This window comes from Rhodoligotrophos defluvii, assembly GCF_005281615.1.
Classification (GTDB): domain Bacteria; phylum Pseudomonadota; class Alphaproteobacteria; order Rhizobiales; family Im1; genus Rhodoligotrophos; species Rhodoligotrophos defluvii.
In genome coordinates this window covers 540,021-564,452 of sequence record NZ_SZZM01000001.1, presented here as the reverse complement: position 1 = coordinate 564,452, position 24,432 = coordinate 540,021, and the positions used below count along the sequence as shown (strand labels likewise).

At 65.8% G+C, this 24,432-nt stretch carries 19 protein-coding genes; 8 read left to right on the top strand and 11 right to left on the bottom strand.

Going from position 1 to position 24,432, the window contains the following annotated elements:
- Window positions 1-103 precede the first annotated feature (103 nt).
- The 3 genes from E4P09_RS02715 to E4P09_RS02705 are packed head-to-tail and all read left to right on the top strand — an operon-like array spanning window position 104 to window position 5,187.
- Window positions 104-781 carry a response regulator transcription factor gene (locus E4P09_RS02715; protein ID WP_137388031.1) on the top strand — a complete coding sequence of 226 codons (678 nt, stop codon included), beginning with the start codon at window positions 104-106 and terminating at the stop codon, window positions 779-781.
- Window positions 768-2,195, top strand: a complete 1,428-nt coding sequence (locus E4P09_RS02710) for a HAMP domain-containing sensor histidine kinase (protein WP_137388030.1) — start codon at window positions 768-770, stop codon at window positions 2,193-2,195. Before E4P09_RS02715 ends, E4P09_RS02710 begins: the two co-directional genes overlap by 14 nt.
- A gap of 34 nt (window positions 2,196-2,229) precedes the next feature.
- Window positions 2,230-5,187: a bifunctional [glutamine synthetase] adenylyltransferase/[glutamine synthetase]-adenylyl-L-tyrosine phosphorylase gene (locus E4P09_RS02705; RefSeq protein ID WP_137388029.1), complete on the top strand. Its 2,958-nt coding sequence runs from the start codon at window positions 2,230-2,232 to the stop codon at window positions 5,185-5,187.
- Window positions 5,188-5,409: 222 nt separating this feature from the next.
- Here E4P09_RS02705 and E4P09_RS02700 read toward each other — a convergent pair whose 3' ends face one another.
- The 3 genes from E4P09_RS02700 to E4P09_RS02690 form a co-directional block, all read right to left on the bottom strand.
- Window positions 5,410-7,740 carry a sensor histidine kinase gene (locus E4P09_RS02700; RefSeq protein ID WP_137388028.1) on the bottom strand — a complete coding sequence of 777 codons (2,331 nt, stop codon included), beginning with the start codon at window positions 7,738-7,740 and terminating at the stop codon, window positions 5,410-5,412.
- A gap of 502 nt (window positions 7,741-8,242) precedes the next feature.
- Window positions 8,243-10,915, bottom strand: coding sequence for an aminopeptidase N (gene pepN, locus E4P09_RS02695; protein ID WP_137388027.1), 2,673 nt, complete (start codon window positions 10,913-10,915; stop codon window positions 8,243-8,245).
- Between the two features lie 64 nt (window positions 10,916-10,979).
- Window positions 10,980-11,513, bottom strand: a complete 534-nt coding sequence (locus E4P09_RS02690) for a hypothetical protein (protein WP_137388026.1) — start codon at window positions 11,511-11,513, stop codon at window positions 10,980-10,982.
- A gap of 225 nt (window positions 11,514-11,738) precedes the next feature.
- Between E4P09_RS02690 and E4P09_RS02685 the strand changes: the two genes are divergently transcribed.
- Together E4P09_RS02685 and E4P09_RS02680 are read left to right on the top strand one after the other, a co-directional pair.
- On the top strand, window positions 11,739-12,218 hold the full coding sequence (locus E4P09_RS02685; RefSeq protein ID WP_137388025.1) for a DUF992 domain-containing protein: 480 nt from the start codon (window positions 11,739-11,741) through the stop codon (window positions 12,216-12,218).
- Window positions 12,219-12,291: 73 nt separating this feature from the next.
- Window positions 12,292-13,503 (top strand): winged helix-turn-helix domain-containing protein, encoded by a 1,212-nt coding sequence (locus E4P09_RS02680; RefSeq protein ID WP_137389207.1) that lies wholly within the window; start codon window positions 12,292-12,294, stop codon window positions 13,501-13,503.
- A gap of 492 nt (window positions 13,504-13,995) precedes the next feature.
- On the opposite strand, the gene E4P09_RS02675 is transcribed toward E4P09_RS02680, so the two are convergent.
- Window positions 13,996-14,544: an NADPH-dependent FMN reductase gene (locus E4P09_RS02675; protein WP_137388024.1), complete on the bottom strand. Its 549-nt coding sequence runs from the start codon at window positions 14,542-14,544 to the stop codon at window positions 13,996-13,998.
- 80 nt (window positions 14,545-14,624) lie between these two features.
- Between E4P09_RS02675 and E4P09_RS02670 the strand changes: the two genes are divergently transcribed.
- Window positions 14,625-15,005, top strand: coding sequence for a winged helix-turn-helix transcriptional regulator (locus E4P09_RS02670; RefSeq protein WP_137388023.1), 381 nt, complete (start codon window positions 14,625-14,627; stop codon window positions 15,003-15,005).
- 113 nt (window positions 15,006-15,118) lie between these two features.
- Here the strand turns inward: E4P09_RS02670 and E4P09_RS02665 are convergent, their stop codons facing one another.
- The 6 genes from E4P09_RS02665 to zigA all read right to left on the bottom strand — a co-directional run bounded on the left by E4P09_RS02665 (window position 15,119) and on the right by zigA (window position 20,311).
- Window positions 15,119-16,207 (bottom strand): nickel/cobalt transporter, encoded by a 1,089-nt coding sequence (locus tag E4P09_RS02665; protein WP_137388022.1) that lies wholly within the window; start codon window positions 16,205-16,207, stop codon window positions 15,119-15,121.
- Between the two features lie 12 nt (window positions 16,208-16,219).
- Window positions 16,220-17,254, bottom strand: coding sequence for a metal ABC transporter substrate-binding protein (locus E4P09_RS02660; RefSeq protein WP_137388021.1), 1,035 nt, complete (start codon window positions 17,252-17,254; stop codon window positions 16,220-16,222).
- A gap of 11 nt (window positions 17,255-17,265) precedes the next feature.
- Window positions 17,266-18,144 carry a metal ABC transporter permease gene (locus E4P09_RS02655; protein WP_137388020.1) on the bottom strand — a complete coding sequence of 293 codons (879 nt, stop codon included), beginning with the start codon at window positions 18,142-18,144 and terminating at the stop codon, window positions 17,266-17,268.
- On the bottom strand, window positions 18,144-18,890 hold the full coding sequence (aztA, locus tag E4P09_RS02650) for a zinc ABC transporter ATP-binding protein AztA (protein WP_137388019.1): 747 nt from the start codon (window positions 18,888-18,890) through the stop codon (window positions 18,144-18,146). Before aztA ends, E4P09_RS02655 begins: the two co-directional genes overlap by 1 nt.
- 1 nt (window position 18,891) lies before the next feature.
- A complete protein-coding gene (locus tag E4P09_RS26670; RefSeq protein ID WP_275406430.1) occupies window positions 18,892-19,023 on the bottom strand; it encodes a hypothetical protein in 132 nt (43 codons plus the stop codon).
- 73 nt (window positions 19,024-19,096) lie between these two features.
- Entirely contained in the window at window positions 19,097-20,311 is a 1,215-nt protein-coding gene (zigA, locus tag E4P09_RS02645; protein ID WP_137388018.1) for a zinc metallochaperone GTPase ZigA, read from the bottom strand.
- A gap of 113 nt (window positions 20,312-20,424) precedes the next feature.
- On the opposite strand from zigA, the gene E4P09_RS02640 reads away from it, so the two are divergent.
- Entirely contained in the window at window positions 20,425-22,683 is a 2,259-nt protein-coding gene (locus E4P09_RS02640; protein WP_137388017.1) for a TonB-dependent receptor, read from the top strand.
- Window positions 22,684-22,867: 184 nt separating this feature from the next.
- Complete coding sequence (locus E4P09_RS02635; RefSeq protein WP_137388016.1) at window positions 22,868-23,671, top strand: sulfotransferase domain-containing protein; 804 nt, start codon at window positions 22,868-22,870, stop codon at window positions 23,669-23,671.
- Here the strand turns inward: E4P09_RS02635 and E4P09_RS02630 are convergent.
- Complete coding sequence (locus E4P09_RS02630) at window positions 23,668-24,423, bottom strand: DUF72 domain-containing protein (RefSeq protein ID WP_137388015.1); 756 nt, start codon at window positions 24,421-24,423, stop codon at window positions 23,668-23,670. The two genes, E4P09_RS02635 and E4P09_RS02630, sit on opposite strands and share 4 nt — an antisense overlap.
- Window positions 24,424-24,432: the final 9 nt, after the last annotated feature.

The following is a 24,432-nucleotide window of genomic DNA, read 5'->3' as shown; positions in this document are numbered from 1 at the left end:
GACCGGCATCGGATTGAACGCGGAGTGTGTCATGCCGGTTGTCGATGACAGGCAATCGCCTATCATGCCGCGCAGGTTCGAGGTTTCACCACGATTGCGAGCCATGCGAATTCTAATCATCGAGGATGACCACCAGGCGGCGTCCTACTTGCTGAAGGGCCTGAAGGAGCACGGCCACGTGGCCGATCACGCCGCGGATGGCGAAGAGGGGCTGGAGCTCGCCCGCCGGAAGCTGCACGACGTGCTCGTGATCGACCGCATGCTGCCCGGCATGGACGGGCTTTCCGTCGTGGAGACCTTGCGCAGGGAAGGCATCCGCACCCCGGTGCTCATCCTTTCGGCCCTGGGCGAAGTGGATGACAAGGTGCAGGGCCTGCGCTCCGGGGGCGATGACTATCTCGGCAAGCCCTATGCATTTTCCGAGCTGCTGGCCCGGGTGGAGAGCCTCGCGCGCCGCATCGAGCCGGAACGGACGCGGACGCGGCTGACCGTCGGCGACCTGGAGATGGACCTGCTCAAGCGCACCGTCACCCGCGCCGGGGAGAACATCCAGCTGCAGCCGCGCGAATTCAAGCTGCTGGAATATCTCATGCAGAATGCCGGCCGGGTGGTGACCCGCACCATGCTGCTCGAGCACGTCTGGGACTACCACTTCGACCCGCAGACGAATGTGATCGACGTCCACATCTCTCGGCTGCGCGCCAAGATCGACAAGGGGCATAGCCAGCCGCTGCTGCACACCATCCGCGGCTCCGGATACACCATCCGTGCCGGCAACTGAGGACAGCTGGCCCACGCGCTGGGGCAAGCTGCTCCGCACCTCCACCTTCAGGCTCGCCGCCGCCTATCTCCTGCTCTTCGCGATCTCGTCGGCGGCGATCCTGTCCTATGTCTATTGGGACACCGCCGGCCTGCTCGCCCGCCAGACCGACCAGACCATTGCCGCGGAGGTCACCTCCTTCGCCGAGCAGTACCGCAACGGCGGCATCACCGCCTTGGCCCGCAGCATCAACAACCGCAGCGAAAACGCCGACGACAGCATCTATCTGCTGGTCAACGTGTTCGGCCGCCGCATTGCCGGCAACCTGCAGGGCATGCCGGTGAGCGCGCTGGGCAGCTCGCCCAACTGGATCGAGTTCCCCTATGCGGTCCAGACGGCGGATGGAATGGAGAAGCATCAGGCACGCGCCTTCCACATCCGCCTCGACATGGGCTACACCCTGCTGGTCGGCCGGGACATCCAGGAGCGGCGCCAGTTCACGGAGATCATCCGGCGCACCCTGTTCTGGGCGCTCGGCCTGACCTTGCTGCTCGGGCTCGGCGGCGGGCTGCTGATGAGCCGGAATTTCCTCAAGCGGGTCGACTCCATCGCCGAGACCAGCCGCACCATCATGGAGGGCGACCTTGCCGGCCGCATGCCCGTCTCCGGCACCGGCGACGAGCTCGACAGGCTCGCCATCAGCCTGAACCAGATGCTCGAGCAGATCGAGCGGCTGATGATCGGCATGCGCGAGGTGTCGAGCAACGTGGCCCACGATCTGAAGACGCCCCTGACCCGTCTGCGCGCCCAAGCCGAGGACGCGCTGCGCGACGGCTCGCCCGAGCGCTACCGCAAGGCGCTGGAGGAGACCCTGGAGGAGGCGGACAGCCTGCTGCGCATTTTCAACGCGCTTCTGAGCATCGCCCGGGCGGAAGCCGGCCAGTCGCGGGAAGGGGTCGGGCCCATGGATGCCGCTGATCTCGCCGGCGACATGGCGGAACTCTACGGGCCGCTGATCGAGGACGACGGCGGACGCTTCACAGCGGAAATCGACAAGCCGCTGCCGGTGAAGGCCGACCGGCAGCTGCTCGCGCAGGCGCTCAACAATCTGTTCGACAATGTGCTGAAATACGGCCGGCCCGAAGACGGCAGGACGCCTGTGGTCACGCTCTCCGCCCGCCGCGAGGGCGCAGACGTGGTGATTGCGGTCGCCGACAATGGCCCGGGCGTGCCTGAGGATCAGCGCGGGCGGGTGGTGGAGCGGTTCGTTCGGTTGGACGCCAGCCGGTCCAAGCCAGGCAGCGGCCTGGGGCTGAGCCTGGTGGCGAGTGTGATGAAGCTGCACGGCGGCAAGCTCGAACTTCGCGACAACCAGCCCGGCCTGATTGCGGAACTGAGGCTGCCGGCGCTTGCGGGAACGGCAGATAAGGCTTAAGCCGGCCCCATCCTGTTCCTGATCGTGCGGCAAAATGCTCGACCCACTTCCAAAGACGCTCATCACCCGACCCGGCCCGGAGGGGGAAGGGCTCGCCGCGCCGTTTCTCGCCGATATCGCCAAGGCGGCGGGAGAGGGGGATGAGGGGGCCGTCCGGCTCATCCACTGCATCGAGGCTGACGCCCGGCAGCGGGCGCTGCTCGCAGGGATCATCGCCGGCTCGCCCTTCCTGCGCAGCCTGATTCTGCGCGATCTAGCGCTTGCGGCCGACCTGCTCGCGAGCGGCGATCTCACCCAGCGTGCGGAGGGCATGCTGGCCGATCTCTGCGATAGGCTGGGCCGGCAGGGCGCCGCCGCCGCGAACGACACCGAGCTCAAGCGCCTCCTGCGCCAGGCCCGCAAACGGGCCGCCCTGATCATCGCCCTGGCCGATCTCTCGGGCGGCTGGAGCGTTGGCCAGGTCACGGCGGGGCTGACCCGCTTTGCCGATGCGGCGCTCAATGCGGCGGTCGACTGGCTGCTAGCGGATGCCGGCCGGCGTGGCCAGCTCACGCTGCATGATCCGGCACGGCCCAGCTCGGGCAGCGGCTTCATTCTCCTCGCCATGGGCAAATATGGCGCCGGCGAGCTCAACTACTCCAGCGATATCGATCTGATCGTCTTCTACGACCCGGCGGTCGCGCCGCTTGGGCCGACGGTGGAGCCGGCCACCTTCTTCGTCAAGCTGACCAAGCGGCTGGTCAACCTGCTGCAGGACATCACCGCCGACGGCTACGTGTTCCGGGTGGACCTGCGCCTGCGGCCCGATCCGCGCGCCACCAGCGCGGCGATCGCCGTGGAGGCGGCGGCGATCTACTACGAGCATATGGGCCAGAACTGGGAGCGGGCCGCCATGATCAAGGCCCGGCCCGCCGCCGGCGACATCGCGGCGGGAAACGAGATGCTGGCCAGGCTCTCACCCTTCATCTGGCGCAAATACCTGGATTTTGCCGCCATACTCGACGTGCAGTCCCTGAAGCGGCAGATCCAGGCGGTGCGCGGCCATGGCGCGGTTGCTGTTCACGGCCACAACATCAAGCTCGGCCGCGGCGGCATCCGGGAGATCGAGTTCTTCGTCCAGACCCAGCAGCTCATTGCCGGCGGACGCAATCCGCAGCTGCGCGGGCGCGAAACCCTTCCCATGCTCGACGCCCTTGCCGAGGCGGAATGGATCACCCCCGAGACGGCCGCCGAGCTCAAATCCGCCTATCTCTATCTCCGGGCGATCGAGCACCGCATCCAGATGGTGGCGGACGAGCAGAGCCATACTCTGCCGGCGGCGGGCGAGGCCTTCACTCGCTTTGCCCATTTCGCCGGCTATGCCGACGTGCACGCCTGCGAAGACGACCTGGAGCGGGTACTCCGCTGCGTCGAGAAGCATTACGCCGCGCTGTTCGAGGAATCGCCGGCCCTGGGCACCGAGGCGGGAAGCCTGGTCTTCACGGGCGGCGATGATGATCCGGAGACGCTGGAGGCGCTGCGCAAGCTTGGCTTCAGGGGCGTGTCCGAGATTGCGGCCACGATCCGCAGCTGGCATTTCGGCCGCTACCATGCAACCCGCAGCGCCCGTGCCCGCGAGCGGCTCACCGAGATCATGCCGGTGCTGCTCAGCGCGCTCGCCCGCTCCGGCGACCCCGATGCCGCCTTCATCGCCTTCGACCGGTTCCTCGCCGGGCTCCCTGCCGGCGTGCAGCTCTTCTCGCTGCTGTGGGCCAATCCTCATCTTCTGAACCTGATCGCCGACATCATGGGCACCGCCCCGCGGCTTGCGGCCATTCTCAGCCATCGGCCGCGGACATTCGACGCGGTGCTCGACCCCGGCTTCTTCGGCCCGCTGCCGGGCGAACAGGAATTGCGGCAGCTGGTGGATGCAGCCTTGGGCGGCGCCCGCAGCTATGAGGAGTTTCTCGACCAGGCCCGCGCCGTCGGCAACGAGCAGCTGTTCCGCATCGGCGTGCGCATCCTGGCGGACTCGGTGAACGTGGAGGAAGCCGGCAGCGCCTATGCCCGCCTTGCGGACATCCTGGTGGACCGGCTGCTTGCCGCATCCGCGGAGGATCTGGCCCGCCGCCACGGCCGCATTTCCGGCGGCGAGGTGGCGCTCATCGCGATGGGCAAATGGGGCGGCCGGGAGATGACCGCCACGTCCGACCTCGACATGATCCTGATCTACGACATGGACGAGGGGGTGGACCAGTCGGACGGGCCCAAGCCGCTCACGCCGGCCCAGTACTATGCGCGGCTGTCGCAACGGCTGATCGCCGCCCTCTCGGCCCCGAGTGCCGAGGGGGTGCTCTATGCGGTGGACATGCGCCTGCGCCCCTCCGGCAATGCCGGGCCCGTCGCCACCCATATCCAGCGCTTCGAGACCTATCAGCAGGGCGAGGCGTGGACTTGGGAGCGCATGGCCCTGACCAGGGCGCGCGTGATCCACGGCACGCCCAGGCTCAAGGCACGGATCGAAAGGGCGGTCCGCCAGGCGCTGGCCAGCAAGCGCGATCCGCAAGCGCTGCGCGCCGACGTGCGCGACATGCGTCGCCGTCTCGAGGCGGAGTTCGGCAGGGGCGGGGCCTGGGACCTCAAGCAGACGCCGGGCGGGCTCGTGGATATCGAGTTCATCGCCCAGTATCTCCAGCTCGTCCATGCCGCGGACGATCCGGCCATCCTGGACCAGAACACCCAGGCGGCGCTCGCCAAGCTGGCCGCCGACGGCCTGATCGACCCCGAGGCGGAGCGCGTTCTCTCCGGTGCCAACCGCTTCTACCAGCGCTTGACCCAGCTGCTCAGAGTATGCGTGACCGGCCGGTTCGAGGCGCAGACCGCGCCGGAGGGGCTGAAGCGGCTATTGGCGCGGGCCGGCGAGCTGCCGGACTTCCGCACCCTGGACGGCTATCTTCCCGAGCTGCAAGCAGACGTGCGGCGCCAGTTCATCCGGCTGGTGGGGGACGTTTAGGGCCTGTTGAGAGGTCAGCTTGGGCGGCACGTTAGATGCTTTCTCTTTGGCCCCTGGATTGCCGGGTCAGGCCCGGCAATGACGCCATGTTATTGAAATTGTTGGGAACCGTCATGCCGGCCTTGAGCCGGCATCCAGGGCAACACGGCAAGTGCTTTCTTGAATCGTCGTGCCCGAAGCCCGGCGGAATCCGCTTACTCGAAAATGCTGCAGCAAGAATGGTCAGGCGACGTTTTCCTGAGGCTGCCGCGCCAAATTCTGCTGCTTGGCAGTCTTGGGCAACAGCACGGTGACGGTCGTGCCGCGCCCCTCGATGCTGTCGATCCTGAGGGCGCCGCCATGCAGCTCCACCAGCGATTTCGAGATGGCGAGCCCCAGCCCGGACCCGCTCTTCGTCTTGGTGAGCTGATTTTCCACCTGCTCGAACGGCCGCCCGAGCTTCTCGATCGCATTCTGCGGGATGCCGATGCCGCTATCGGCGATGACGACGGCAATCTGCCCGTCGCGCTCCTCCGCCCGGATGGTGATGCAGCCGCCGGACGGCGTGAACTTGACCGCATTGGCCAGGAGGTTGATGGCCACCTGCTTGATCGCGCGCTTGTCGCATTGCGCGGGCAGCCGCTCGGGCAGGCTGCGGACGATCGAGATCTTTTCCTCGGCCGCCCGGGTCGAAACGATGCGCAGCGACTCCTCCAGAATGTCCACCACGTCGCAGGCCTTGATCTCGAGCTGCATGCGGCCCGCTTCGATCTTGGACATGTCGAGAATGTCGCTGATCACATCGAGCAGATACTGCCCGCTGCGGTGGATGTCGGTGGCATATTCCGTATAGCGCTGCGTGCCGATCGGCCCCAGCATCTGCCGCTCCATCACTTCGCTGAAGCCGATGATGGCGTTGAGCGGCGTGCGCAGCTCGTGGCTCATATTGGCCAGGAATTCGGATTTCGACCGGTTGGCGGCTTCGGCCCGGGCCTTCTCCTGGGCGTATTTCTCCGCAAGTTCCGCCAAACGCTGCGACTGCTGCTCCAGCGTCAGGCGCGACTTCTGCAGGTCGCGCACCGTGTTCATCAGCTCGCGCTCGGAGTCCATCAGCCGCTCCTCGTGCTGCTTGAGGGAGCTGATGTCGGTGCCGACCGAGACGAACCCGCCATCCTTGGTCCGCCGCTCGTTGATCTGCAGCCAGCGGCTGTCCTCCAGCTGCACTTCGAACGTGCTGCCTTCGGCGGGGTCGATATTTCCCACCGGCAGGCGCTGGCGCACCACCGGCTGCTTGGCCGCCTTCGCCACCATCTCATACGGGGTGCCCGCCACGCAGACGCTGGCCGGCAGGTTGTGGAACTGCTGATACTTGCTGTTGCACATCACCAGCCGGTTGTCCGCATCCCACAGCACGAAGGCTTCCGAGATGTTCTCGATCGCATCACGCAGGCGCAGCTCGGCCTCCTGGTTGGCCTTGTCCGCCAGCTTCTGCTCGGTGATGTCGATGGCGATGCCGATGAGATGCGGGCCGACCTCGCCGGGGGCGCTGGCAAGCTCCGCCCGCACCCTGAGCCATACCCAATGCCCGTCCGCATGGCGCATGCGGAATTCCTGGTCCACCGCCTTGCGGCCCGAGCTCAACAGATCGTCCACCAGCCGGTCCATCTGCTTGTCGTCGGGATGCAGGAGATCGGCGACGACCGCATAGGACAGGAGGTCGCCGCGCGGCTCGAGCCCGAGAATGTCGAACATGGATTGCGACCAGAAGATGTGGCCGCGGGCAATGTCCCAGTCCCACAACCCGCAGCGGGCCCGGTCCAGGGCCTTGTCGAGCCGCTCGGTGGCGATCGCGAGCGTCGAATCCGCCTCAGCCGCCCGCGCCGATTGCCAATGGAACGCCGCTCCGATCAGCGCCACCACGGAGGCCGTGGCGATGAACAGGGAGATCAGCCGCAGAGCGCTCGAGCGCCAGCCCGCCAGCATTGCCTCCTGCGACTGGATCACCGCGACCACCGCCGGGAACGGGTCGAGATCGCGCAGCGTGACGAACACCTTGTCCCCGCCCGGCAGGTCGACCGGCACCATGTCGTCGCCGAGATTGCCGGTCTCGTACAGAACGGAGCGCGGGAAGAGATCGCCGAGCTGCCGGCCCTTCAGCGTGCCAAGCTCCGGTGAGACCGCGATGATCTCCCCCGCACCGGTGGCGAGCGCGAAGACGCGGCCCTCGGTGGTGGCATGCTGGGCAAGGTAGCGCTTGAGATCGCTGTCGCCCAGCCGGCGGGGCATGCCGGTCTTGTTCAGCTCCTCCTGCAGCGCAGGCTGGAGCAGGGAATGGATCAGGTCGGCCTGCAGCACCGACACTCGCTTGTGCTCGGCGATCACCGTGTCGCGGGCATCCAGCAGGTGAACCGCGATCGCACCGGCCAGGGTGATCATGAACAGCGCGATGAGGCTGGTCACCAGCAGCCGCAGGGCACCTTCCGAAATGGCGAGGCCGGTCCACCGGTTTGCGACGAAAGGAAAGCGCAGAGCGCGCTCCTTTACGAACAGCTCCCCTATATGCGCCCTAGCCAAATCGGATCCTCACAGCCGTCCCGAGCAGCCCCTTATGCCTCGAGCGCCCACCTTGCGAATCACTCGTCCTATTGATTCGAAAGGCAGCTGATTTGTCCAGTCTCGGTCCGCGAACCAGCCGCGCAAACATGGGCTTGACATTGCCCTTGCCTGGGTTCGCGCGCGATGCCGGCATTCGGCGGACGAGAAAGATCTGGGGATTAGGATCTCTTGCCGCAACCTTGAATTGCAGCTTTCGATCACATAACCACGCATCCCGCCTCAAAGGGAAGGCAAAGGCGGGCATCGTCGCCCTTGGCCCCTGGATTGCCGCGTCAAGCGCGGCAATGACGGAGGTGGCTGAGATTGCTGAAAGCCGTCATGCCGGCCTTGAGCCGGCATCCAGGGCCACACGGCACAAGCTTTCCTCCTTGGCCCCTGGATTGCCGTCAAGCGCGGCAATGACGGAGGTGGTTGGGAGGGAAAGCAAGGCGGGGATCCCCGCCCCGGATCTCCGCCCGGCCTATTTGGCGATCATCGAGATGATCTCGGTGAGGTCCCGCGATAGAGCCGGTGCGGCCTGCACCCGGGCGATCTCGCGGCCGGCCAGCGCCTGCCGTTGCGGCTCGAGCATGCGCCAGCTCTTGAAATTGCCCGCCAAGCGCGCGGCCACCTGCGGGTTGATCGGGTCGAGCGCCAGCAGCACGTCGGCGAGAAGCTGATAGCCCTCGCCCGAGCGGTCGTTGAACGCCACCGGATTGGACCCGGCAAACGTGCCGATGAGCGCCCGCACCTTGTTCGGCTTGCGCAGCGAGAAGGCAGAGTGGTCCATCAGCGCCCGCACCCGGTGCGGGGTCGACGGAAACGGCCCGAGCGCGTGCAAGCTGAGCCACTTGTCCACAAGCAGGTGGTCATCCGCCGCACGATCATAGAACGCGGCAAGCGCGTGCTCCCGCTCCGGCCGGTCGAGACGCGCCAGCACCGCGAGCGCCGAGAAGATCTCGGTCATGTTGCGCCCCGCCTCGAACTGGCCGAGCGCCAGCGCCGCGCCGGAGGCAGGATCTCCCGCCGCGAGCAGGGTGAGCGCCGCCGCCCTGAGGCTGCGCCGCCCGGCGCTGTCCGGATCGGGAGAATAGGGGCCGGGAACGTCGCCCTGCTCATAGGCCTCGCGCAGATCCTCGCCGAGGGTTCGCCCGATGAAGCCGCCGAGATGCTGGCGGGCAGCGTGAATGGCCACCGGCTCGACATTGCGGCCGATCTCGCTGGCAAGGTCGGCCTCGCTCGGCAGGGTCAGAAGCTCCGCCTGCAGGGCCGGCGTGAGCGACTGGTCGCGCAGCGACCGCCGCAGCGCCTCCGCATAGTCCGGCGCGTCCCACAGCCGCCGGCCTTCGATGCAGGCCTGCGCGAGCGCTATCAGCAGGCGCTTCGCATAGATCTGGCCCGCTTCCCAGCGGTTGAACTCGTCGGGATCATGGCCCATCAGGAACAGCCAGTCGGCGTCCGAGAGGTCCGTCTTCACCCGCACCGGCGCGGAGAAGCCGCGGTTGACGGACAAGACCGGCCGCTCGTCCAATCCCTTGAAGGTCCAACTCTGCTGCGGCTCGGCAAGTTCGAGCACCCCGGCCTCGGCGCCCGCGGTCGCGCCCTGAAGCGGCAGGTCCCTGCCACCGGCGCCCACGAGGCCGAAGGCGAGGGGGATCAGCAGCGGCTGCTTGTCGCCCTGGCCGGGGGTCGGCGGGGTCACCTGCGCAGCCTGGATCGAAAGCCGGCCTGCCGCAGGCTCGAACCGCGTCGCGATGGTGACGTGGGGCGTGCCGGCCTGCTCATACCATGTCATGAACTGCTGGAGGTTGCGGCCGGAAGCCTCCTCCATGCAAGCCAGAAACTGCTCGACCGTGGCCGCCTGGCCATCATGGCGGTCGAAATAGAGATCCATGCCGCGGCGGAAGGCGTCCGCCCCGATCAGATTGCGCATCATGCGCACGATCTCGGCGCCCTTCTCGTAGACCGTGGCCGTATAGAAGTTGTTGATCTCCATATATTGCGACGGCCGCACCGGATGGGCGAGCGGCCCCGCATCCTCCGGGAACTGCTGGTTGCGCAGCAGACGCACATCCGCAATGCGCTTGGCCGTGCCCGAGCGGGTCGCAATGGTGAATTCCTGGTCGCGGAAGACCGTCAGGCCCTCCTTCAGACAGAGCTGGAACCAGTCACGGCAAGTGACTCTGTTGCCGGTCCAATTGTGGAAATACTCATGGGCGATGATGCTTTCGATATGGGCATAATCCGCGTCCGTCGCCGTATCGGGCCGCGCCAGGATGTACTTGTCGTTGAAGACGTTGAGCCCCTTGTTCTCCATCGCCCCCATATTGAAGTCCGGCACGGCCACGATCATGAACACGTCCAGATCGTATTCGCGCCCGAAAGCCTCTTCGTCCCAGCGCATGGCCCGCTTGAGACTGTCCATCGCCCAGCCGCAGCGGTCCTCCTTCCCCGGCTCCACATAGATGCGCAAGCTCACCTCGCGGCCGGAGGCGGTGATGAAACGGTCCTCCACCTGGGCGAGGTCGCCGGCTACGAGGGCGAAGAGATAGCTGGGCTTGGGAAAGGGGTCGTGCCAGACGGCATAGTGCCGGCCGTCGTCGAGAGCGCCAGCCTCCACGGGATTGCCGTTGGACAGCAGCACGGGCGCATCCGCAGCCGCAGCCTCGATCCGCGTGGTGAAGGTCGCGAGCACGTCCGGCCGGTCGATATAGTAGGTGATGCGGCGGAAGCCCTCCGCCTCGCATTGGGTGCAATAGACGCCGTTCGACCGGTAGAGCCCGGAGAGCTCGGTATTGGCGTCCGGATCGCAACTGGTCTCGATCTCCAGCGTGAACGGGCGGGAGGGCGGCTCATGGATCACCAGCCGCTCGTCGGTCAGGCTGTATTGGCCCGGACCGAGCGGCTGCCCGTCGAGGGTGACCGCATGCAGGACGAGCCTCTCGCCATCGAGCGCGAGCGGACCCGCCTCGGGGCCGGCCGCCGGATTGGGCCGGATGTCCAGGCGGGAATGGACGCGCGTCTCCCGCGGATGGAGGCTGATGCCAAGCGAGACGCGCTCCACCAGGTAACGCGGCGGCTCATAGTCCGCCAGGCGGACAACGGGTGGCGTTTCGGTATGCGTGGCTGCCTCCCTGGGATGGACCGGGCTCAACCCGGTCCATCCTGGTTAGCAGCGGGGCAGGGCCGCTGTCCATAGCGGCCGAGAGCCCACCCCCTCAGCCTGTCACGAAATGAGCGCCGCTGGCGTAGCTGACCTGGGCATGCAGAGCGTGGTCGTGATCGGGGTCGTTCGGAAGCTCGCCCGTGCCGACGAACTTCTGCAGATCCTGCGGGGTCACTTCGCGAATATCCCGATCATAATCGGTGATGGCGACCGCATGCCTGCCGGTGTCTGCGACCCGGACAAAATCCAGCCGATCGCTGTCGTGCTGGAAAGTGACCGCCACCGGCTGACCTGCAGCCTTGCCTGTGACCGTGATGGTATCGGCAGTGAACCTGGGCAGGCTGAAGTCCTTCAGATCCGCGTTGGGCAGGATCACCGTGCCGAGCTTGCGGGTGACATCCACCCAATGCTGTGATCCGACATCGCCCCGCTGCGCCGCAATGATATGGCCGTCATTGACGAATGTCGCCGTAGCACCGCCAGGAAGGACGGGAACGGCCGGCTTGGCCGTCGGACATCCCGACTTCGCTCTGATCGCCTCGGCGAGCTGCCGAATGCTGTCGCTGCTGTTGTCGCATTGAGACACGTGCACCTCCGACTTACAAACGATTCAGTACGCGCACATGCAACCTGAAGTTGTCAAATTCGAGGCATTTGCCCACTCAACGCGCAAGTTGTTAACTCTGCCTGACGCAACCATTTCGCAGAAGCAACGTTTAAGCGCCGAAGAGGTGGACCTTATTCAAGCTTGTGCTTATTCATCCGCGAAGCGGCAATGTTGCCGCTTTGGCTCGTTATCGGGAGTTGACTGATGACAATGATCCGGAAGTGTACCCTTGCCGCTGCCCTCACCCTGCCGCTGCTGCTTGCCGGCCATGGGGCTGAGGCGCAGGGCCGTGTCGAAAGCGGCATGCTCACGTGCAACGTCGCGGGTGGCGCCGGTTTCATCTTCGGCTCTTCCAAGGCCTTGACCTGCACGTTCGATGGACCGGGCTACCGCGAGGTCTATACCGGCACGATCGACAAATTCGGTATCGATCTCGGCTTCACCGGCGAGTCGATCATCGCCTGGGGCGTGTTCGCGCCGACCCGCAATCCGGGCCCGGGCGCCCTGGCGGGAAGCTATGGCGGCGTCTCCGGACAGGCGACTGCCGGTGTCGGCCTCGGCGCCAACGTGCTGGTGGGCGGTTCGAACGATTCGATCACGCTGCAGCCGGTCAGCGTGCAGGCGCAGACCGGGCTCAACGTCGCCGCCGGCATCACGTCCCTCACCCTGCACCCCGCACAGTAATCGCCGGGCTTGACGGCGCACGGGGATCAGCCATGCTGGTTCCCGTACCATGCTGCAGAAATCCTCGATCATTATTCGTGACAGCCTGAGCCTCGGGCAGGCGCGGCGCATCGCGCTGGCCGCCCAGGCCTTTGGCCGGCCGCGGCCCGACCGCCCGATCACGCGGCGCGACCTCTCCAAGACGCTGGATGCCTTGGGCCTCTTCCAGATCGACAGCGTCAACGTGCTGGTGCGCTCCCATTACCTGCCGGCCTTTTCGCGTCTGGGCGCCTATGACACGATGCTGCTGGACGATCTCGCCTATGGCCGCCGCCGTGCGCTTTTCGAATATTGGGGCCACGAGGCCTCGCTCATCCCGCTCTCCCTCCACCCGCTCCTGCGCTGGCGCATGCGGCTGGCGGCGGAAGGAAAAGGGATCTATGGCGGGCTCGCCCGCTTCGCAGAGGAACGGCGGAGCTATATCGCCGAAGTGAAGGCGGAGGTGGCAGCGCGAGGGCCTCTCGCGGCCGGCGAATTGGCGAGCGGATCGCGCGGGGAGGGCGGCTGGTGGGGCTGGAGCGAGGGAAAGCGCGCCCTCGAATTCCTGTTCTGGGCGGGCGAGATCACCACGAAGACGCGCCGCAGCTTCGAGCGGATCTATGACCTGACCGAGCGGGTGATCCCATCGGACATCTTGAACCTGCCGACGCCGTCCATGGACGAGGCGCACCGCGCATTGCTGCGTCTTGCGGCGCGTGCCCTAGGGCTCGGCACCGAGCGGGATCTGCGCGATTATTTCCGCCTGGATGTGGAGCCGGCGCGCCAGGCCCTGCACGAACTGGTGGAGGAGGGCGCCCTCGTGCCGGTGACGGTCGAGGGCTGGCGGCAGCCGGCGTTCCTCGACGCACAGGCGCGCCTGCCCCGGCGGGTGTCGGCGCAGGCGCTGCTCACCCCATTCGATCCGCTCGTCTGGGAGCGCCACCGGACCGAGCGCCTGTTCGATTTCCGCTACCGCCTGGAGCTCTACACCCCCGCCCACAAGCGCATCCACGGCTACTACGTGCTGCCCTTCCTGATGAACGACCGCTTGACGGCACGGGTCGATCTGAAAGCCGACCGGCCTGCGGGGCAGCTCCTGGTGCAGGGTCTGCATGTCGAGCCCAAGATGGACCAGGAGGAGGTCGCTGCGGGGCTGGGCGAAGAGCTCGGGCGGATGCGCCAGTGGCTGGGCTTGGGTGGGGTCGAGGTCAAGGCCAGGAACGAACTGGCGTCGCTCTTGCGAAAGGCCCTCGAAACTGGGGCGTAAAGGGTTCTTGGGAACGCGCTCCCGGCATCGGCATTGTACCTTCGGAGGTTGCGAAGGTGTAGAGGAGGTAAAAATGCCGATTATACTGTGGTGGCTGGGCGTTCCTCTCGGTATTGTCATTCTGCTGATGCTGTTTGGTGTCGTTTCGTTCTAGCGCAGCATGGCAGTGCGTCTCAATACGCCACTCTCGTCATTGCCGCGCTCGACGCGGCAATCCAGGGCTCCAGGAGGAAGCTTGTGCCGTGTGGCCCTGGATGCCCCGGTCGAGCCGGGGCATGACGATGTATAGGAATTTCAGCTACTTAAGTCATTGCCGCGCTTGACGCGGCAATCCAGGGCCGAGGGCGGCGATGCCTGCTTTTGGCTTCCCTCCCCTTACGAGGGGAGGGAATGTAATGGGCAGGGGCCTCCTCCACCGGCTCGGCGCCTAGGCGCGGCCGGCATGACGGGGCGGGCTCGACGCAGCACCCAGAGCTTGGTTGCGTTCGTCCACTATTTCCTGAATCGTTCGATCCAGGACTCGAACCGCTTCAAATATTTTTCCAGAAACGCACGCGTGTCTTCCTTGGTCACGTCGTGATCCGCATCGAACAGCCCTTCCGAATAGGTGAGATAGACCTCCGGCTGGCCGAGCAGGTGTACGCCCAGGATGCGCAGGACATGGCTGAGCTGCGCCTGTGCGGCCGCCGTGCCGATGGGCGACATGCTCGTGCCGACGACCGAGCCCGGCTTGCCGGACCACGAGTTGTGGCCGTAGGGGCGGCTGCCCCAGTCGATGGCGTTCTTCAGCAGTGCGGGAAACGACCTGTTATATTCGGGCGTGACGAACAGCACCCCGTCCGCCGCCCTGATCTCCTCGCGCAGGGTGATGACCGACTGCGGCGGGTTCTGCTCGATGTCCTCGTTGAACATGGGGATTTCGCTCAAGTCCACGAAGCGGAAGTCGAGCGAAGGCCTGGCCAGCTTGGCCAGCGCAAGGGCGAACTTCTTGTTGATCGAGTCCTTCCTCAGGCTTCCGACAAACACCGCAATTCTGGTCATGGCGGGATGATCTCCTGGTAAAGTTTTGTGCCTCGGGCTAAATAAGGAACTGCTCGTAAACTGCGCAAGAAGGCACATTCATGACACGCAGGAACATGCATTTGCCCGACAGCTGCCATGCCATCAGCGATGTGCTGAACCGGATCGGCGATAAATGGTCGGTGCTGGTGGTGAACCACCTGGGCGACGGCCCCGTGCGCTTCAACGAGCTGCGCCGCAGGATCGGGGGCATTTCCCAGCGCATGCTCACGCTCACCCTGCGCGGGCTGGAGCGCGACGGCCTGATCACCCGGGAGGTCTACCCGAGCATACCCCCACGGGTCGATTATGCCTTGACGCCGCTCGGCCGGGATCTGCTGGAGCCGGTCGGCGCGCTAACCCGTTGGGCTTTGGAGAACCAGCCGAAAATCGAGGCGGCCCGCCGTCGCTATGACGCAGGCGGCAAGAGCGAGGCGGCTTGAGGCAGGAGCGCCGCGTCATGGCGCTGGCGTTCTCCTTGTGGCCCTGGATCACCGGCTCAAGGCCGGTGATGACGAAAGGATTTGAGGGCGCGTAAACACCCTGATGCCGCAGCTCAGAGCAGCGGGTTGGCCGGCGTCGTCACGGTGACTTCGAACAGCATCAGGCCGAGCGTGATCAGGGCAAGCCCGCCCAGCACCGCGAGGCCGGAGCTCACCGCCCGGTAGATCCTGTCGGAACCGCCTGCCAGCCGCAGCGCAAGGCCGCGGGACGAGACCGCCAGCAAGGCGATGGCCGACACGGTGATCGCCGTGCCCAGGGCCATGGCGAAGGTCGCACCGATCCCCACGAGGTAAATGCCCACGCTGCTGGCGAACAGCAGCACGATCAGCGCACCGGAGCAGGGGCGGATGCCCACCGCCAGGCTGATGGCGAGAGCGCGCTTGAGCGACCAGTCGCCCTCGGTCTCGGTCGGCCCAGGCATGTGGCTGTGGCCACAGCCGCAATCGGGCCCGTGCTGATGCTGGTGGTCATGCTGGTGGTGGTGATCATGGTCCAGCGCGGCGGCCGGCATGCGCCCGCCGGCGCCCGCCGCCGCCAGGGCGGGTTGGGGGGAAGGCAGCAAGCCCTTCACCGCCCGCCACAGCATCACCGCGCCCATGGCGGCGATCAGCAAGTAGCTGGCAAGCTCCATGTAGTGGCTCATGACGCGGGCGGTACCGAAGGCCGCGCGCGCGAAGAGCAGCACGCCGCTGACCAGGATGATCGCGGACAGCGCCTGGAACAGCGAGCTCAGGAACGCGAGCTGAATGCCGCGCTTGAGCTGCCGCTCGTTGGCCAAGAGATAGGCGGAGATCACCGCCTTGCCATGGCCTGGCCCGGCCGCATGGAACACGCCATAGAGGAAGCTCACCAGGGCGAGGCTCCAGCCGGCGGCAAAGCTCCATCGCTCGCGCAGCACCTTCAGCGCCTCCGTCATGTCGCGGTAGAAGCTCTGCTGGGTCTTGCGCAGCCAGATCTCCGCCCGCTGGAAGGTGCCGAGCTGGCGAACGGAGGGATCATCGGTCGCGGATGGCGGCGCCGCCAATTGCCCCGGCCGCAGCGGATGCGCGCCGGCGCCATCGCCGGCTGCGGCGGGGGTGCTGGGATGCACCAGGAAAATGGTGGCGAGCAGCAGAAGGGCCGAGGCGATCAGTCTAAGCATGCGATTCTTGCGTCAGCTGCCGGGAAGAGCCTTGAGCAATTCAGAGGCATTATACTCGAACATCTTGACGTAAGTTGGGGCAGGGCCGTCTTCATCCGACAAGGCGTCGGAATAGAGATTGCCGCCGACCTTGGCACCGGTTTCCCGCACGATCTGGTCGATCAGCCGGGTATTGGTGATGTTTTCGACGAACACCGCGCGGATATTGTCGCGCTTGATCTGGTCGATGATGCGGGCGATGTCGGCGGCCGAGGGCTCCGCCTCGGTGGACATGCCAACCGGGGCGATGAAGCTGATGCCATAGGCCCGCCCGAAATAGCCGAACGCGTCGTGGGAGGTGACCACCCGCCGCTCGGCTTCGGGAATGGCGGCGAATTGCTTCTTCAGCCGCGCATCGAGGGCCTGCAGCGTGCTGACATAGGCCTCGGCGTTCCGCCGATAGGTCTCCCCATTGGCCGGATCGGCCTTTTCCAGCGCCGCGGCGATGTTCCGGGCATAGATCACCCCATTGGCAAGGTCCTGCCAGGCGTGCGGGTCGATATCGCCGTGGTGATGATGGTGATCATGCCCCTCGTCATGATCATCGTCGGCTTCGGCATGGGCCTGCTTGGCGCCGGTGGCCTTCTGCGCTGCATCGTCATGATCATGATCGTGGTCATGATCATGGTGGTGACCGTCGTCGTCATCCGCCGCAAACCGACGCGGGGCGATGCCGTTGGATGCGACGACCTCCATGCCCTTGAAGCCGGACGATTTGGTCAGCCGCGGCAGCCAGGACTCGAAGTCGAGGCCGTTGACGATCAGCACCTTGGCCGCGCCCACGGCCTTGGCATCGGCCGGGGTCGGCTCGTAGACATGCGCGTCGCCATTGGGGCCCACCAGGGTCTTGACCGCGACGTGGTCGCCGCCGATCTCCCGGGCGATGTCGCCAAGAATGGAGAAGCTGGCGACCACCGGCAGCGGCGCATCATCAGCGAGCGCTGGGGCACCGGCGGCAAGCATCGGCAGCAGGGCAGCAGCGGCCAGGAGGGTACGTCTTGTCAGCATGGTCTGTTTCCTCATGCTAGGCGGGGCGCGCGGGCCAGCCGCCAGGCGGATGCCGCGAGGCTGCCGTAGCGCCCGAGAAGGATGGAGCCGAGATAGAACCCCCCGGCAATCAGGATGATGGAGGGCGAAGCCGGCAGGCTGTAGTGATAGGAGAGCAGGAGGCCGGCCATGCTCGAGAGAAGCGCGATGACGACCGCCACCAGCATCTGGCCGATGACCGTCTCCGCCCAGAACCGCGCCGCCGCCGCCGGCAGCATCATCAACCCGACCACCATGAGAGTGCCGAGGGCATGGAAGCCGCCGACCAGGTTGAGCACCACGAGGGTCAGGAAGACGGCGTGGATCACCAGCCCGCCCCCGCCGACCACGCGCAAGAAGCCAGGGTCGAGGCATTCCACGATGAGTGGGCGGTAGATCACCGCAAGGCTGACCAGCGTCGCCGTGGAGATGCCGCCGATCAGGATCAGGGCCGGGTCATCCAGTGCCAGAACCGTGCCGAACAGCACATGCAGCAGGTCCACATTCGAGCCGCGGATCGAGACCAGCAGCACGCCCACCCCGAGCGACACGAGGTAGAAGGCCGCAAAGCTCGCATCCTCGCGGATCAGGGTGAAGCGCGAAACGAGGCCCGACAGCAACGCCACCGCGATGCCGGTGATGAGCCCGCCAAGGGTCATGGCGAAAAGCGAAAGCCCCGCCACCAGGAACCCGACCGCCGCGCCGGGCAGGATCGCATGCGCCATGGCATCGCCGATCAGGCTCATGCGGCGCAACACCAGCAGCACGCCAATGGGCGCCGAACCCAGGCTCAAGGCCACGCAGCCGGCCAGCGCCCGGCGCATGAAGCCGTAATCGAGAAACGGGTCGAGCAGCAGGCCCGCGAGGCTCATCACGCCACCTTGCGCAGGCTTGCGGAGACTTCCTCCTCCCACGCTTCGCACATGCGCCGTGCGCTCAGGAGGTTCTCCGGGGTGAGCACCTTCGGGGTATCAGCCCAGTCGACCGGATCGCGCGCCAAAAGCAGCGCTTCCGGGAAATGCTCGCGGACCAGGTCCAAGTCGTGCAGCACCGCAATCACCGTGCGCTGCTCTCCGTGCCAGCGATGGATCAGGTCGAGCAGATCGGCCGTGGTCTTGCTGTCGATGGCGGTGAATGGCTCGTCCAGCAGCAACAGCTTGGCATCCTGCAGCAGCATGCGCGCGAACAGGGCGCGCTGCAGCTGGCCGCCCGACAGAGTGCCGATGGTCCGGTGCTGCAGCCCGTCGAGCCCCACCGCCTGGATCGCCTGCATCACCCGTTCCATCTCGCGGCCGGCAATGCGCCGGAACATGCCGGCGACCGACCAGGTGCCCAGGGCGACCAGGTCGAGCACGGTGATCGGGAAGCTGCGGTCGATATCGGCCGATTGCGGGAGATAGGCGATCTCGCGGCGCTTCACGCCCTCGATCTCGATGCGCCCCTTGATGGGCCGAAGCGAACCGATGATGCCCTTGAGCAAGGTGGACTTGCCGGCGCCGTTCGGACCGACCACCGCGGTGAGCGACCCCGGGGCGAACGTGCCCGTGACCCCGCGCACCGCCGGCTGGCGGCCATAGGCGAGGGTCACATCCACGAGCTTGAGTGCGGGCCCGGCCATGTCACCACCAATCCAACGCCCAGGCGATCAGCGCCCAGGACGCAAGGCTTGCCGCCGCTGCGACCAGCAGACGGTCCCAGATGGAGCTGCGCAGAGCCGAAACCCGCGCCGTCTTTTCGCTATGATATAACATTTCACCTTCCTCATACTCCTCTGCCGCGGCAATCTCAAGGGGAAGGGCGGGATGCCGCGGCCCATGCCCACTATCAGGCCGCGTCCGCCGGCCCCCAGTGCGGGAACGGGTCCGGCAGGTGCCTGTAGCGGGCGAAATCCACCGTTCCCCGCGTGACCGGGCCGACCAGGCACTCGTCGAGGGCGGCCCGGATGGCGGCCTCGTCCATACCTTGCCCGATGAACACGAGCTCCTGCCGCCGGTCGCCCCAGCCGGGCACCCAATGCTTGCGCAATGTCGCCCGCCATTCTGGATGGTCGGGCCAGCGCTCCCTGGGCACGGCACTCCACCACCGGCCCATGGGCTCCGTGCGGCAGATGGCCCCGGCAATGCTGAGCTCCGCGACCCAGGCGGGGCGGGTGGCGATCCAGAAATGGCCCTTGGCGCGGATCAGCCCGGGCCATGTCTGCTTCAGGAACGCGGCGAACTTCGCGGGATGGAACGGCCGCCGCGCCCGATAGACGAAGCTCGATATGCCGTATTCCTCGGTCTCCGGCGTGTGCTCGGCAAAGCCATGGAGTTCCTTGAACCAGGTGGGATGCTGTTGCGCCTCCTCATAGTCGAAGAGGCCGGTATTCAGCACCGACATGAGCGGTACGCGAGAAAAGTCCGTCTCATGAATGCGGGCATCCGCATTGAGGCCGCGAATGATCGCGCGAACCTTGGCCAGGTCCTCTGCGGAGACGTCCGAGACCTTGTTCAGCACGATCACATTGGCGAACTCGATCTGGTCCACCAGCAGATCGACAAGGGTGCGCTCGTCATTCTCGCCCGCGACCTCGCCGCGGTCGCGCAGGCGCTCGAAACTGCTGAAGCTCTCGAGCAGGTTCACCGCGTCCACCACCGTGACCATCGTGTCCAGCCGCGCGATGTCGGAGAGGGAGAAACCGTCCTCGTCGCGGAATTCGAACGTGGCCGCAATCGGCAGCGGCTCGGCGATGCCGGTGCCTTCGATCACCAGGTAGTCGAACCGCGCTTCCGCGGCGAGCCGCTTGACCTCCGCCAGAAGGTCGCCGCGCAAGGTGCAGCAGATGCAGCCATTGGTCATTTCCACAAGCTGCTCCTCGGTGCGCGACAAGTCGCTGCCGTTGCGCACGAGATCGGCGTCGATATTCACCTCGCTCATGTCGTTGACGATCACCGCCACGCGCAGTTGCTGCCGATTGTTGAGGATGTGATTGAGCAAAGTGGTCTTTCCCGCGCCGAGAAAGCCGGACAGAACGGTGACGGGCAGACGGTCGTCGGACATGAGCACCTCATGAGGCTACCGGCGCCAATGGCGCCACCTGTGTTTCCGACTTGATATGTTATAACATTACATTTATCAACCTCCTAAGGTTTCGAGTCGCGTAGGGGGCGTACATGATGAAATTCTCTCGGCAGATTTTGCTCGGCAGCGTCGCCATGGCGGCGCTGTTCTCGGTTGGCGGGCGGGTAGCGGCGCAGGTGGTGGAACTGCCGCCGATCACGGTCACCACCGCGAGCCCCATCATGCCCGTGCCGGAAGCTGACCGGCCGGGGGCGGAGCAGGAGGAAGCGCCGGGCGCGCCCGCGCTGCCGGAGGCCTACCCCCTCACGAGTTTCGTGCCGATGACGGTGGTCACCGCCCAGGAGATCGAGCAGCGGCCCGGCTTCACCCTGGGCGACGTGCTGTTCACCGAGCCCGGCATCATCTCATCCACCTTCGCGCCGGGGGCGAGCCGGCCCATCATCCGTGGTCTCGACAATTACCGCGTGCGCATCCAGGAGAACGGCATCGGCGCCCACGACGTCTCGGCGCTCGGCGAGGACCACGGCGTGCCGATCGACCCGCTGGCCACCCGGCAGATCGAGGTGATCCGCGGGCCGGCGACGCTGAGATGGGGCTCGGAGGCCATTGGCGGCGTGGTGAACGCCACCAACAACCGCATCCCGGTGAACATCGCGCCCGGCACCTTCGACGCGGTGCTGAACGGCGCCTTTTCCAGCGTGGATGAGGGACTGGAAGGCGCATTGCTGCTGGACCAGCGCAGCACCACCGCCGCTATCCATGCGGATGCCTTCGGACGCAAGGCGAAGAGCTATGACACGCCGGACGGCATCCAGAAGAACAGCGCGGTCGAGACCAACGGCCAGTCCCTCGGCATGGCCTATTTCTTCGGACGTGGCTTCATCGGTTCGGCGCTCACACGCTTCGCCAGCATCTATGAAATTCCCGGCGGCGAAGAAGCGGAGCTCAAGACCAAGATCGACATGGAGCAGCTCAAATGGACGGGGAAGGGCGAGTACTATCCGGTCGGCGGCTTTCTCGACGCGGTGCGCCTCTGGTTCGGCATATCGCGCTATGCCCATGACGAGATCGGCCTGCCGCACGATCACGGCCATGATCATGACCACGATCACGACCACGACCATCACGCGGCCCATGATGATGACCATCGTCACGACCATGGTCACGATCACGATCATGACCATGACCACGGTCAGGAGGAGCCGCATGTGCATGGCACCTTCGAGAACCGGGAATATGAGGGCCGCATCGAGACGCAGCATCGGCCGTTCGCAACCGGCCTCGGTGACGTGACCGGCGCCTGGGGGCTTCAGGTCGACCATCGCAACCTCTCGACCAAAGGGGAGGCGCGCGCCTTCATCGCGCCCGCCGAGACCACGCAGATCGCCGGCTATATCTTCGAGGAGCTCAGCCTCACGCCGGCGACGCGGCTGCAGGTGGCCGGCCGGTTGGAGGGCGTGCGAGTGGACGGCCGCGCGCCGATCGTGCCGCCCGATTACGTGCCGCCGCCCGATGAGCTCGAAACCCATGCGGCCACGCGCAATTTCCTGCCCGGCAGCGTCAGCATCGGCTTGCTGCATGAGCTGCCTTTCCGCGTGGTGGGCCGCCTGACCGCCCAATATGTGGAGCGGGCGCCGGCCGCACCGGAGCTGTTCTCCAAAGGCGCCCACCATGCCTCCGGCACGTTCGAGATCGGCAACCCTGACCTCGATGAAGAGGGGGCGATAACCGCCGAGGTGGGCTTCGCCAAAGCCCTTGGCGCCTTCCGGTTCGACGCCAGCGCCTACTACACCCGATTCGATGGCTTCATCTACAAGCGGCTCACCGGTCTCACCTGTGATGAGGACTTCGCCTCCTGCGGCGAGCCGGATGGCGAGTTCGACCAGGTGGTCTATGACCAACGCAATGCCGAGTTCTATGGCGTGGAGCTCAAGGCCCAATACGATCTGCTGGAGATCGGCGGCGGCACCTTCGGCATTGCCGGACAGTATGATTTCGTCCACGCCACCTTCTCGAATGGCGAATATGTCCCGCGCATGCCCCCGCACCGGCTGGGCGGCGGCCTCTACTGGAGCGATGGCCAATGGCGCGCCCGGGCCGACCTGCTCCACGCCTTCAAGCAAGACCAGACCAGCGATTTCGAGACCGATACGCCCGCCTACGATCTGCTCAATGTGGAGGTGAGCTATACCGGCCAGCTCGGCGGCAACGCCACCGCGCCTTGGGTCACTGTCGGCATAACCGGCAGCAACTTGCTCAATGACCGCATCCGCAACTCCGCCTCGTTCAAGAAGAACGAGGTGCTGCTGCCCGGCGCCAGCGCCAAGCTGTTCGCCTCGGTGAAGTTTTAGTCCCACCCGTCGAAACGGTCTCAGCATCAACGGCTTGCCACGACAATGTGAATCAAAATTGTAAGAAGCATTCAACTTACCAGAAGTTGTAACGGCGCCTGCCAATCGCTCGGGCAAGCCAGCACACTCGTGTCATACGACTGAAAGCAAAGCCGCGCATGCTCCGTTAACGGAGGAGGGCACCATGCGCGACAAACGAGGCAACACCATTCTGTTGCTCCAGGACTTCAGCCTGGAGCGGCTTATCCACAACAGCCGGCTGTTCGCAAACCGCTTCAGGGTCGTGTCCTATCCCAGGTCAGGCCGCACATGGCTCAGGGTGATGCTGCATGACCTCAGACTTGATCCACGCTTCACGCACGCGGCCTCGAAACCGGGGCTTGCGCTCACGCCCGCGCAGATGTTGGCCTATAATCGGCGCCTCCATGACCAGCGTATCCTGCATCTCGTGCGGGAACCGCGTGATGTGATGGTGTCCTACTACCATCACCTCACGGCAAGTGGCCGTTGGCAGGGATCCCTCAAGGACATGATTCGCGACGAGCGCCACGGCTTTGCGCGCATTCTGGCCTTCGACCAAGCGGTGCGGAGGGATCGCGCCAACTACCGGAGCTACCTAGAGATGAGTTATGAGGCCATGCGCGCCGACCCGGTGGCGGGGCTTACGGCCGTCACACGGTTCCTCGGCGCGCGCCATCTTCCGGAACCTCGGATCCGCCAGGTGGTCGCGGCGTATGAATTTTCCAAGATGAAGGAAAAGGAGAGGTCCGGCGAGCTTGCAAAGCGTTTTGGCGCGCGGTTTGTGTCCGGCACCGACAGCGACTCGGCCATGACGGTCCGTCGAGGGGTGATCGGCGGCTATGCCGACATGCTCGACGACGAGGACCTGGCCTATTGCGATGCGCTGCTCGAGCGCTATGGGCAGACGACAGGCGCGCAGGCGCCGCGCCCTGCGCTTCAGAGAAAACTGGCGGCGGCGGCCGGCTAAAGCCGCTCGATCAACGCCATGGCGGCTGCCGGCGCCTTCGGCTTGAAGCCATTGATCATGTAGATGAACACGTCCCGCCGGCCGCGGTCCGACCAGGCTTCAGCGCGCTTGGCAAAGCCGTCGAGAGCATCCGAAGAATAGCCGAGGGCCTCGTCTTCCGACGCCTGCTGCAGGCGCGCATAGATGAAGGACGCCGGGCTCTCCGCGAAATTGGGATAGGTGGCGTGGTCGGTGAGCACCACCGCCACGTCATGAGCGCGCAGCAAATCCACACATTCCGGCACCATGAAGCTGTCATGCCTCAGCTCCACCACATGCCGGAGCGCCACCCCGCCTACCTCCTTCGGCAAGAGCTTGAGAAACGCGTCGAAATCTGCAGCATCGAACCGCTTGGTCGCGGGGAGCTGCCAGTTGACCGGCCCCAGCTTATCGCCGAGCTCCGTCACCCCGCTGGCGAAGAACCGGTCGATCGATTCGCCCGCCTCCGCGAGCACCCGCCGGTTCGTGGCAAAGCGCGGTCCCTTCACCGAGAACACGAACCCGTCCGGCGCCTCATCGCGCCATTTCCGGAAGCTCTCAGGCTTCTGCGAGCCGTAATAGGTGCCGTTGATCTCGATGGAGGTGAGCTTGCGGCTGGCATATTCGAGCTCGCGCCGCTGCGGCAGGTCGGCCGGATAGAAGGTGCCCCGCCACGGCTCATAGGTCCAGCCGCCGATGCCGACGCGGATCCTGGGGTGCGACGCTGCCTGCATCACCTCAAC